This window comes from Acidisoma sp. (genome assembly GCF_035492295.1).
Classification (GTDB): Bacteria; Pseudomonadota; Alphaproteobacteria; order Acetobacterales; family Acetobacteraceae; genus Acidisoma.
This window is the reverse complement of the sequence record NZ_DATJJK010000136.1, coordinates 18,702-29,795: the sequence shown is the minus strand read 5'-3', so window position 1 is coordinate 29,795 and position 11,094 is coordinate 18,702. Positions and strand designations below refer to the sequence as shown.

Annotated in this window: 11 protein-coding genes and 1 tRNA gene; 5 read left to right on the top strand and 7 right to left on the bottom strand. The window is 65.8% G+C overall.

Going from position 1 to position 11,094, the window contains the following annotated elements:
- The 7 genes from VL752_RS09685 to VL752_RS09655 form a co-directional block, all read right to left on the bottom strand.
- The coding region (locus tag VL752_RS09685; RefSeq protein ID WP_325354569.1) for an LON peptidase substrate-binding domain-containing protein at positions 1 to 704 on the bottom strand (704 nt) is incomplete at its 3' end.
- 279 nt (positions 705 to 983) lie between these two features.
- Positions 984 to 2,255: an ATP-dependent Clp protease ATP-binding subunit ClpX gene (gene clpX / locus VL752_RS09680; RefSeq protein ID WP_325354567.1), complete on the bottom strand. Its 1,272-nt coding sequence runs from the start codon at positions 2,253 to 2,255 to the stop codon at positions 984 to 986.
- Between the two features lie 256 nt (positions 2,256 to 2,511).
- Positions 2,512 to 3,156 carry an ATP-dependent Clp endopeptidase proteolytic subunit ClpP gene (clpP, locus tag VL752_RS09675; protein ID WP_325354565.1) on the bottom strand — a complete coding sequence of 215 codons (645 nt, stop codon included), beginning with the start codon at positions 3,154 to 3,156 and terminating at the stop codon, positions 2,512 to 2,514.
- A gap of 202 nt (positions 3,157 to 3,358) precedes the next feature.
- A complete protein-coding gene (tig, locus tag VL752_RS09670; protein ID WP_325354563.1) occupies positions 3,359 to 4,693 on the bottom strand; it encodes a trigger factor in 1,335 nt (444 codons plus the stop codon).
- Positions 4,694 to 4,782: 89 nt separating this feature from the next.
- Positions 4,783 to 4,867 (bottom strand) — tRNA-Leu (locus VL752_RS09665).
- Positions 4,868 to 4,956: 89 nt separating this feature from the next.
- Positions 4,957 to 6,378 carry an NAD(P)H-hydrate dehydratase gene (locus VL752_RS09660; RefSeq protein ID WP_325354561.1) on the bottom strand — a complete coding sequence of 474 codons (1,422 nt, stop codon included), beginning with the start codon at positions 6,376 to 6,378 and terminating at the stop codon, positions 4,957 to 4,959.
- Positions 6,379 to 6,463: 85 nt separating this feature from the next.
- On the bottom strand, positions 6,464 to 7,036 hold the full coding sequence (locus tag VL752_RS09655; RefSeq protein ID WP_349255516.1) for a type 1 glutamine amidotransferase domain-containing protein: 573 nt from the start codon (positions 7,034 to 7,036) through the stop codon (positions 6,464 to 6,466).
- Between the two features lie 185 nt (positions 7,037 to 7,221).
- Here VL752_RS09655 and VL752_RS09650 point away from each other — a divergent pair, with 185 nt between their 5' ends.
- The 5 genes from VL752_RS09650 to proB all read left to right on the top strand — a co-directional run bounded on the left by VL752_RS09650 (position 7,222) and on the right by proB (position 11,085).
- Positions 7,222 to 7,974, top strand: coding sequence for an SDR family oxidoreductase (locus VL752_RS09650; protein ID WP_325354559.1), 753 nt, complete (start codon positions 7,222 to 7,224; stop codon positions 7,972 to 7,974).
- A gap of 227 nt (positions 7,975 to 8,201) precedes the next feature.
- Complete coding sequence (rplU, locus tag VL752_RS09645; RefSeq protein ID WP_325354556.1) at positions 8,202 to 8,519, top strand: 50S ribosomal protein L21; 318 nt, start codon at positions 8,202 to 8,204, stop codon at positions 8,517 to 8,519.
- Between the two features lie 31 nt (positions 8,520 to 8,550).
- Positions 8,551 to 8,817: a 50S ribosomal protein L27 gene (gene rpmA / locus VL752_RS09640; protein ID WP_325354554.1), complete on the top strand. Its 267-nt coding sequence runs from the start codon at positions 8,551 to 8,553 to the stop codon at positions 8,815 to 8,817.
- A gap of 103 nt (positions 8,818 to 8,920) precedes the next feature.
- Positions 8,921 to 9,955, top strand: a complete 1,035-nt coding sequence (obgE, locus tag VL752_RS09635) for a GTPase ObgE (RefSeq protein ID WP_325354552.1) — start codon at positions 8,921 to 8,923, stop codon at positions 9,953 to 9,955.
- Positions 9,952 to 11,085: a glutamate 5-kinase gene (gene proB, locus VL752_RS09630; RefSeq protein WP_325354550.1), complete on the top strand. Its 1,134-nt coding sequence runs from the start codon at positions 9,952 to 9,954 to the stop codon at positions 11,083 to 11,085. Before obgE ends, proB begins: the two co-directional genes overlap by 4 nt.
- The last annotated feature ends 9 nt before the right edge of the window (positions 11,086 to 11,094 follow it).

Sequence of the window (11,094 nt, the reverse complement as noted above, 5' to 3'; positions counted from 1 at the left end):
TACTCGCGCTGCGTCTTCTCCATCTGGCGCTTCACCCGCGTGCGGATGCGCTTTTCCACCTGGAGGACAGAGATCTCGCTCTCCATCAGGCCGAGTACCTTCTCCAACCGCTCGGTGACAATCGGCGTCTCCAAGATCAGTTGCTTGTCAGGAATTTTCACGGCCAGATGCGACGCGACCGTGTCGGCCAGCTTGGCATAATCTTCAATTTGCTGAACCACGCCGATCACTTCCGGCGACACTTTCTTGTTCAGCTTCACGTAGCCTTCGAACTCGTTGACGACCGAGCGCGCAAGCGCCTCGGCCTCGACCTGATCGCCGTACGAGTCCGCCACCACCATGGCCTCGGCTTCGAAATACTCTTCGCGGTCGGTGTACTTCTTCACCTGCGCGCGCGCGGCGCCTTCGACCAGCACTTTCACGGTGCCGTCGGGCAGCTTGAGCAGCTGCAGCACGCTGGCGAGCGTGCCCACATTGTAGATGGCATCGGGAGCCGGATCGTCGTCGGACGCGTTTTTCTGCGTCGCCAGCAGAATGAACGTATCCGAACGCATCACTTCTTCGAGAGCCTTGATCGACTTTTCGCGGCCGACAAAGAGCGGAACGATCATATGCGGGAAGACAACGATGTCCCGCAGCGGCAGCACCGGATAGGCGCGGCTTTCGCCGGTCACGAGCGGCTTAGGTTTGGCGGCGCTTGTCATGGCCCACTTCCTTTTTGTTTTGGCACCCCCGTTCGCGGCCCGCCGATGGCGCTGCTGCTACGGACTGCCCGAAGGCCGGAACGGCGATTATTAATATGACTCGTTCGCCATCCGGTCTATTCCACGCGATTTCTCGTACATTTCCATCGCTTGAACGCTATAGGTGGCGTTGCCCGGCGGGCGAGTCAAGAAAGCCCGGTTTTCCAGGCAAAACCGACTTGGCAGGCAGCGGGACAAAGGGCCGCGGATCGAATCGCGGGTCCGGGCTTCGCCCACCCGTCAGGCGCTCGCCCCGCCGGCATCTCCGGCGCGGTCGGAGCGATCGGCGTAGATATAGAGCGGCCGAGCGCTGCCCTCGACCACTTCGCGGGAGATCACTACTTCCTCGACGCCTTCCAGGCTGGGCAAATCGAACATGGTATCGAGCAGGATGCTCTCCATGATCGAGCGCAGGCCGCGCGCGCCGGTCTTGCGGTCAATCGCCTTGCGGGCGATCGCCGCGAGCGCCTCTTCGGCGAGCGTCAGATCGACAGTCTCCATTTCGAACATTCGCTGATATTGCTTGACCAGCGCGTTCTTCGGCTCGGTCAAGATGCGTTTGAGCGAGGCCTCGTCGAGATCCTCCAGTGTGGCAACCACCGGGAGCCGGCCGACGAATTCCGGAATCAGGCCGTATTTGAGCAAGTCCTCGGGCTCGACATCGCGGAAAATCTCGCCCTGTTTGCGATCCTCGGGCGCCATCACTTTGGCGCCGAACCCGATCGATGTGGAGCGACCGCGCGCCGAAATGATCTTTTCAAGGCCGGCGAAAGCGCCGCCGCAGATGAACAGGATATTGGTCGTGTCGACCTGCAGGAATTCCTGCTGCGGATGCTTGCGGCCGCCCTGCGGCGGCACCGAGGCGACGGTGCCCTCCATGATCTTGAGCAGCGCCTGCTGGACGCCCTCGCCGCTCACGTCGCGCGTGATGGAGGGGTTGTCCGACTTGCGGCTGATCTTGTCGACCTCGTCGATATAGACAATGCCGCGCTGCGCCCGCTCGACATTGTAGTCGGCCGCCTGGAGCAGCTTGAGGATGATGTTCTCGACATCCTCGCCGACATAACCGGCTTCCGTCAGCGTCGTCGCATCCGCCATGGTGAAGGGCACGTCCAGCATGCGGGCGAGCGTCTGCGCTAGCAGCGTCTTGCCGGAGCCGGTTGGGCCGAGCAGCATGATGTTGGACTTCGCGATCTCCACATCATTGTGCTTCTGGCCATGGGCCAGACGCTTGTAATGATTATGAACCGCGACGCTCAGGACCTTCTTCGCATGTGACTGACCGATGACATAATCGTCCAGCACCTTGCAAATTTCGCGCGGCGTGGGCACGCCATCGCGCGACTTCACGAGATGGGTCTTGTTCTCCTCACGGATGATGTCCATGCAGAGCTCGACGCATTCGTCGCAGATGAAGACCGTCGGTCCCGCGATCAGCTTGCGTACTTCGTGCTGGGACTTGCCGCAGAACGAGCAGTACAGGGTGTTCTTAGAGTCGCTGGTCTTGCTCATGGCAGGCTCCTCTCCCGGGGCGGCCCAGGCGCCGGTCATCCAGACTACGCCCCGGAAGCATTAAGAAACAAGGTGCTGGCCCCGCCGCCCTCGGCTGGCGGGTCCGCCATCACGTCTATCCTTGGTCCGATCGGGGGGAAGGTCCGGTAGGTCTGCGCCCCGAGCAGCGGCATATCGAAGTCTACGCGCGATAGGCCATCCAAGTTTCGGGCCAGACGCGCCGGGCAGCCTTGCCCGGCGGGAATGGACCCTGCCGTCAGGCCGCCTTGGGCTCGTCCGGCCCCGCCGGACGGCTTTCCACAACCTCGTCGATCAGCCCGAACTCCTGGGCCTCGACCGCGGACATGAAGCTGTCACGCTCCAGCTTCCTCTCGATCGTGTCGAGGGATTGGCCGGTGTGACGCACGTAGATCTCGTTCAGGCGCTGCCTGATCCGCAGGATTTCCTGGGCCTGGATCTGGATATCGGTCGCCTGACCCTGGGCACCGCCCGAGGGCTGATGGACCATGATCCGAGCATTGGGCAGGGCGAAGCGCTTGCCGGGGGCACCCGCCGTCAACAGCAGGCTGCCCATGGATGCCGCCTGGCCGATGCAGACGGTGCTCACGGGGCTACGGATGTATTGCATGGTATCGTAGATCGCGAGGCCGGAGGTGACGACCCCGCCCGGGCTGTTGATGTAGAAGGCGATGTCCTTGGTCGGATTCTCGCTTTCCAGGAACAGCAGCTGTGCACAGATCAGCGAGCTCATCTCGTCGAAGACCTGGCCGGTCATGAAGATGATCCGCTCCTTCAGAAGGCGCGAATAGATGTCGTAGGACCGTTCGCCCCGCGAGGTCTGTTCGACGACGATCGGAACCAGCGTGTTGTTGAAGACGGTCAAAGGGTCCCGGTCTTGCATTCTCAGTCCTTTCCCCGCCCGGGTTGAGACCCCCGGAGCGATGCGATGCGATTCCCCGGACATTTCCTCATGAACCTGTCCGTATCGCAAGAGGCCCCTGGCCCCGACGTCTGCCGCCCCGCATGGCGACGGCAGATTGCCGAGACAGAGACAGCCTCAACGCAATGTGAGGCCGCTCCGTCAAAATTAAAAGAGGGACCGATCAGCCCTCGGCGTCAGCCGCCACCGCAGCCGCGAGTTCTTCCGCCGTCACCGGCTTGTCCTCGACCTTCGCAAGCTCGAGCACATAGTCCACGACCTTCTCCTCGAAGATCGGGCCGCGCAGGAATTCCGCCGCCTGCGGGTTCTTGCGGAACATATCGAGCGCTTCCTGCTGGCGCGCGCCATACATCATGGAATGCTGGAAGATCGCCCGGTTCAGCTCCTCGTTGGAGACCGTGATGCCGTTCTTCTGGCCGATCTCGGCGAGCAGCAGCCCGAGGCGGACGCGACGGTCGGCGATCGCCCGATACTCGGCCTTCAGGGTGTCCTCGTCCTTGTCCTTGTCGGCATCGTCCAGGCGACCGGCCTTCTTCTCTTCCTCGAGACGGTTCCAGATTTGGGTGAACTCGCTCTCGGAAAGGCTGGGTGGAACAGCAAAGCTGATACGATCGGCGAGCGCATCGAGCAGCTGGCGCTTGATGTTCTGGCGGGCCTCCGAATCGAGTTCGCGCTGCAGACGGTCCTTGATGAACTTGCGGAGGTCCTCGAGATCCTCGAAGCCGAGTTCGGTCGCCAGCGCGTCGTCGGCCACTGGCGTCTCGAACTGCTTCAGCCCCTTGGCCGTGATCTCGAACTCGGCGTCCTTGCCGGCGAGCTCGGCCGAGCCGTATTCGGCCGGAAACGTCACCTTGATGGTGCGGGTTTCGCCCACCGAGATGCCGTCAATCCCTTCGGCGAAGCCCGGAATGAAGCCGGCACCGCCGAGTTCCACCGGCACGTCCTGCGCCGTGCCGCCCTCGAAGGCGACGCCGTCGATGCGGCCGACGAAATCCACCACCACCGCGTCACCCTGGGCGGCCGGGCGCTCTTCGGTAACCTCGATTTCCTTGCGGCGGCTTTTCAGCAGATTGTCGAGACCCTGGGTGATCGCCTCGTCACCCGGCTCCGCCTTCAGGCGGGTGAGCGTGATTTCGCCGAGATTGGGCACCTCGATCTCAGGCAGAACCTCGAGTTCGAGCGTGAATTCCAGGTCCTTGTCCTCGCCCGCGGAAACCAAGTCGACCTTGGGCTGCATGGCCGGGCGCAGGCCGCGCTCGGAGAGCAGCTGGCGGGTCGCTTCGTTCACCGACTCGTCGGCGACCTCGGCCATCACCGCAGAGCCGTAGCGCTTCTGCAGGAGGGACATCGGCACCTTGCCCGGCCGGAAGCCCGGCAGGCGGATGGTGCGGCCCAGCTCAACCAGCCGCGCCTGCCGCTTCTGTTCGAGATCAGCGAAGGGCAGCGTGACGGAGAAAGCCTGCTTCAGCCCGTCGGACTGGGTTTGGTTGATCTGCATTGAAAGTCTGGGCTCCGGGTCGAACGAAAGGCGTGAGAGGGTTCAAAGACGAGCGCCGGCCCTGAGGGTGCCGGCGCGGTTCGGAAGACTGGTGCGGGCGGAGGGACTTGAACCCCCACGGCTTGCGCCACCAGAACCTAAATCTGGCGTGTCTGCCAATTTCACCACGCCCGCAGGCCGCAGCTGTAGGGGGCGCGCTTTACAGCACCTCCGCCGACCCCACAAGCGGTGCCGCCACAGGGCGTGTCTGTGCCGGGGCGAAATCATCCGACCGTGAGGGCCGCGAGGGCTCGCACCAGGCCTTCGGGCAGGTCCTCCGCGATCAGCGCCGCACCATGCGGTGCCCTGTTGGCAGCCTCGCCATGGAGCCAGACGCCCGCCGCCGCCGCTGCCCAGGGTTCCATCTCCTGGGTAAGCAGGCCAGCGATGATCCCGGCCAGGACGTCCCCCGATCCGGCGGTGGCAAGACTCGGCGGCGCATTGTGGTTGATCGCGGCACGGCCATCGGGGGCAGCGATCACGGTATCGGCGCCCTTGAGGACAACCACGGCATCGATTCGCGCCGCCGCCGCCCGAGCCGCGGCCAGCTTGCAGTCTCCCACAGGGCCGAAAAGTTTCGAAAATTCACCGCCATGCGGGGTGATGATGGAAACCCCTCTGAGCTTCTCAGGCGCACCGGCGCAGGCGCCAAGCGCATCGGCATCGGCCACGATCCGCCGGCCGGCAGCGATGAGTTCAGGCAAGGCCAGGCGCGCCCGCTCCAAACCTAATCCAGGACCACAAAGCCACGTCTTACGGCGTTGATCCTGCAGCAATTCATGAAGTGGTGCCTCACTCACGATCAACCCCGGCTCGGTTGCGCGGAGAACGTCGCCATCACCTTGCACGACCATCGTGAGCAGCCCCGCGCCAACCCGTCGGCCGCCCATCGCGGCCATCCGGGCGGCGCCGGCCATCTCGCTGCCAGCGAGGACCGAAAGCATGCCACGGGTGTATTTCTGCCCGGCCATGCTCAGCTGCGGTAATGTCCAAAGATCAGGACCATTGACGAAGGTTTTCACCTGATCTCTGAGCATCGCGCCAGCCGGCATGCCAATGTCCGCGAGGTCGAGTTCGCCGCAAAGGGCGCGGCCCGGCAGCAGCAGATGGCCGGGTTTCAACCGGTGGAAGGTGACGGTCAGCACCGCGCGGGCGACCGCCCCGCGCGCCGCGCCGGTTGCGCCGTCGAGACCGCTCGGCACGTCTACCGCGACGATGCGGCGGGCCGCGGTCAGCACCTCCGAAATCTCCGGGTCCAGATCGCGCGACAGCCCGGCGCCGAACACGGCATCGACGACGAGATCGGCGCGGGCCGCTTCCTCGGCCGTGAACGGCGCTGCAGGGCCGCGCCAGGATGCAGCCATGGCAGCGGCATCCGTGCCCGCCTTGGGCGCGCCCAGGCATGCGAGCCGCACGGGCCAGCCTTCCTGCTGCAGGAGGCGCGCCACCACAAAACCGTCCCCGCCATTATTGCCCGGGCCGCAGAGCACCAACGTCCGGCACGGGGGGAAACGCCGGCGGATGGCGCGGGCCACCGCGCGCCCCGCATTTTCCATAAGCGTGACGCCGGGCACCCCGAGGCCCGGCGCGCGGGCGTCCACCGCAGCCATCTCCTCAGGCGTCAGCAACTCGGGCGGGAAGCGCATCCTGCTCATTCCTCATAACAGAGGCCCACATGAAAAAGGCCCGGCGCAAGTGCCGGGCCTTCTGTATCACGCGCAGCCCTGTGCGCTAGGACGCGAGGCGGGTGTGCGCCGGGGACGGCTGCGAACCGTCCTCGAGCATGCCGATGAAGGCTTTCGAGAAGGCGGGGATGTCATCCGGCTTGCGGGAGGTGATGAGCGGCCCATCCTGAACCACGGTCTGATCGACCCAAATTGCCCCGGCATTGGCGAGATCGGTTTTGAGCGACGGCCAGGAGGTCATCTTGCGGCCGCGCACGCCGTCCGCCTCGATCAGCGTCCAGGGCCCGTGGCAAATTGCCGCAATCGGCTTTTTCGCCGTGACAAAGTGGCGGACGAAAGCGACCGCCTTGGGATTGACCCGGAGATAGTCCGGGTTGGCGACGCCACCGGGCAGAAGGAGCGCGTCGAACTCCTCCGGACTCGCCGCAGAGAGCGGCCGGTCGGGGCGAAACACATCGCCCTTCTCGTCATGGTTCATGCCCTGGATCTGATCCTCCTTGGGCGAGACGATGACGACGGTGGCGCCCGCGGCCTTCAGCGCCTCCATCGGGCCGGTAAGCTCGATCTGCTCGAAACCGTCGGTCACGAGGGCGGCGATCTTCTGGCGGGAAATGGTCATGGCGATATCCTCCACTGTTCCACCCGGATCTGAGCATGGTCCCCTGCCCGCTCAACCGCGCGCCCGGGCTTGTGACGTCACCAAACCTGGAGCGGCATCGGCCTTGCGCTGGCCGCGCCTATCCCTCAGCCCGCGAAACTGGCAGAAACCCTGTCCGACCCTCGGCTTCAGAAGGAGACTACCCCATGATCACTCTCATCACGGGCGCCAGCGCCGGTTTCGGCGCCGATATCGCACGCGCACTGGTGCCCCAGGGCCATAAGGTCATCGCCACGGCCCGGCGGCTGGACAGGCTGCAGGCCCTGGCGGAGGAGTTGGGGCGCGATAACGTCCTGCCCGTGGAGCTTGACGTGACCGATCCCACCGCCGTCTTCGCGGCGATCCAAGGCCTGCCGCCGGCGTGGCAGGCGGTCGATGTGCTGGTGAACAATGCCGGACTCGCCCTCGGCCTCGAAGCCGCGCAGGACGCGAAGCTCGACAACTGGGAGCGTATGATCGACACCAATGTGAAGGGCCTTACCTATGTCACCCGGGCGGTGCTGCCCGGCATGGTGCAGCGGAATCGGGGACATGTGGTGAACATGGGCTCCGTCGCCGGCAACTGGCCCTATTTCGGCGGCAACGTGTACGGCGCCACCAAGGCCTTCGTGCGCCAGTTCTCGCTCAATCTCCGCGCCGATCTGGCAGGCACGCGGGTGCGGGTGACGAATATCGAGCCCGGCCTCGTCAGCGGCACCGAATTCTCCAATGTCCGCTTCCACGGCGACGATGCGAAGGCCGCGAACGTCTATGCCGGCACGACACCGCTGACCTCCGAGGATGTCGCGGAGACGGTACGTTGGATCGTCTCGCTGCCCGAGCATTTCAACGTCAACACGATCGAGATCATGCCCGTGGTGCAGACCTTCGGCGGGCTGAAGATCCAGAAGGAGGGCTGACACCGCCGGATCCCGTCCAAAGCCCTCATTCCCTATGGTCAGCGCGTTCTAAAGGGCTGAGCGGGCCAGCCTCGCCTGGCGCGCAGGGCGCAGGCGCGCAATCCAATTGACACGGACCGGCCCTGTGGATAGACCCCGCCGGCTGGACCAGCGCATGGGGAAACCCGCGCCCGGCCTCATAAAAAGAAGCCGCTCCAACGAGGGCGCAGCATGAAAGTAGAGAGACTATGTTTGCAGTGATCCGCACAGGCGGAAAGCAGTATCGCGTTGTCCCCAACGCCATTCTGAAGGTCGAGAAGCTCGAGGCGGAAGCCGGCAGCACGATCACCTTCGACGAAGTCCTGGCCGTGGGTGGCGAAGGCCTCGAAGCCCGCGTCGGCGCCCCGCTCGTGGCCGGCGCCACCGTGACGGCGACCGTTGTCGCCCAGGATCGCCTCGCGAAGATCATCATCTTCAAGAAGCGCCGCCGGCAGAACAGCCGCCGCAAGAACGGCCACCGCCAGCACGTGACCGTGCTGCGCATCGCCGACATCACCGCGGCCTGAGCCTCAAGCGCTGTAAGCAGGAGACAGAGAAATGGCACATAAGAAAGCAGGCGGTTCATCCCGCAACGGTCGCGATACCGCCGGCCGGCGCCTCGGCGTGAAGAAGTTCGGCGGCGAGAGCGTGATTGCCGGCAACATCATCGTCCGCCAGCGCGGCACCAAGATGAAGCCCGGCCAGAATGTCGGCCTCGGCAAGGATCACACGATCTTCGCCCTCGTCGACGGCCACGTCACCTTCGTGAAGAAGGCCGACCGCATGCACGTGTCGGTGACGCCGCTACCGCTGGCCGCCGAGTAACTCCGGCCCGTCCCTTAGTTTTCGCGGGCCTCCCCGGGGGCCCGCCCAATGAGACTTTGAAGGGGCCGGCTCTGTCGGCCCCTCTTTCTTTTCCGGTGCTTTCATGAAGTTCCTCGATCAGGCCAAGATCTATGTCCGCTCCGGTGACGGCGGGGACGGCGTGATCGCCTTCCGTCGGGAGAAATACATCGAATATGGCGGCCCGGACGGCGGCAATGGCGGCCGTGGCGGGGATATCGTTTTCGAGGTCTCGCCCGACCTCAATACGCTGATCGACTTCCGCTACACCCAGCATTTCAAGGCGCCGAAAGGCGGCAACGGATCGGGTTCGGACCGCACCGGCCGCAATGCCGAGGCGATCGTCGTGAAGGTGCCGCTCGGCACCGAAATCCTGGCCGAAGACCGTGAGACGCTGCTCGCCGATCTCGACCGGCCCGATTCGCGCGTCGTCTTGTGCCTGGGCGGCGACGGCGGCCACGGCAATGCCCATTTCAAGAGCAGCACCAACCGTGCCCCGCGCCGCGCCGACAAGGGCTGGCCGGGCGAGGAGCGCTGGGTCTGGCTGCGCCTCAAGCTGATCGCCGATGTCGGCCTGATCGGCCTGCCCAATGCCGGCAAATCGACCTTCCTTTCGGTCGTCTCTGCGGCGAAACCCAAGATCGCCGATTATCCCTTCACCACCCTGGTGCCGCAGCTCGGCGTCGTCCGCCCCACGGACTACGAGGAATTTGTCCTCGCCGACATCCCGGGCCTGATTGAGGGCGCGCATGAGGGCGTCGGCCTCGGCACCCGCTTCCTCGGCCATGTCGAGCGCTGCGCGGCCCTGCTGCATCTGGTGGACGGCGCCGCCGGCAACGTGGTTGATGCTTGGCGCACCGTGCGCGAGGAGCTGGAAGCCTATGGCGGCGGGTTGCACGAGAAGCCGGAGATCCTCGTGCTCAACAAGGCCGACGCCATGAGCCCGCGCGAGCTTTCCGCCCGCCGCGCCGCGCTCGCGAAAGCGTCCGGCGCGCCGGTGCTGGTCGCATCCGGCGTCTCCGGCCAGGGCGTGCCGGAGATCCTGCGCATGCTGATGACCCTGGTGCACGAGGCGCGGGCCGAGCGCACGGCGGCGCTGAAGCGGGAAACGCAGGCGTGAGCGCGACGGCGCTCGCCGTCCCGGCTCTGTCCCACGCGAAACGCCTCGTCATCAAGCTCGGCTCGGCCCTGGTGGTGGACGGCCAGGCCGCGACGCCGCGCCAGAACTGGCTGAACGAGGTCGCCGAAGATATCGCCACGCTGCGCGCCCAGGGCACGGAGGTGATCGTCGTCTCCTCCGGCGCCATCGCGCTCGCCCGCCGCACGCTCAACCTCACCCAGCCGCGTCTCAAGCTGGAGGAGAAGCAGGCCGCCGCCGCGGTCGGCCAGATCCGCCTCGCCCAGGCCTGGACCGAGGCGCTGTCCGCCCAGAGCATCACCGCCGCCCAGTTGCTGCTGACCATGGAGGATACCGAGGACCGGCGCCGCTACCTCAATGCCCGCGCGACGCTGACGACCCTGCTCGCCCTCGGCTGCGTGCCGGTGATCAACGAGAATGACACGGTGGCGACCGCGGAAATCCGCTTCGGCGACAATGACCGGCTGGCCGCCCGGGTGGCGGAAATGGTCGAGGCCGACCAGCTGGTGCTGCTCTCGGACATCGACGGGCTTTATACTGCCGATCCCAGGCGCGATCCCGAAGCACGGCACATCCCCGTGGTGCCGGTGATGACGCCGGAGATCGAGGCCATGGGCGGCGAGCCGCCGCCCGGCTATTCCTCGGGCGGCATGCGCACCAAGCTTGTGGCCGCCCGCATCGCGACCAGTGCCGGCTGCGCCATGGCCATCGCCCTCGGCCATCAGCCGCATCCGCTGCGCGCCCTGCTGCAAGGCGCCGCATGCACCTGGTTCCTGCCGAGCGGAGATGGGCGTTCCGCCCGCAAGCGCTGGATCGGCGGCAGCCTGTCGCCCCTCGGCACGCTGACCGTCGATGCCGGCGCCGCGCGGGCGCTGCTGCGCGGCAGTTCCCTGCTCCCGGCCGGCGTGCGCGTCGTCGCGGGGGATTTCGCGCGCGGCGATGCCGTTCGCGTGCTGGGGCCTGAAGGCGCCGAGGTCGCGCGCGGCCTTTCCGCCTATTCAGCCGAGGATGCCCGGCGGATCGCCGGCCACCGGTCCGAGGAGATCGAGGCGATCCTGGGCTGGCGCGGGCGCGACGAGCTGATCCACCGGGACGATCTCGTCCTGCTCTGAGCAGAGGCC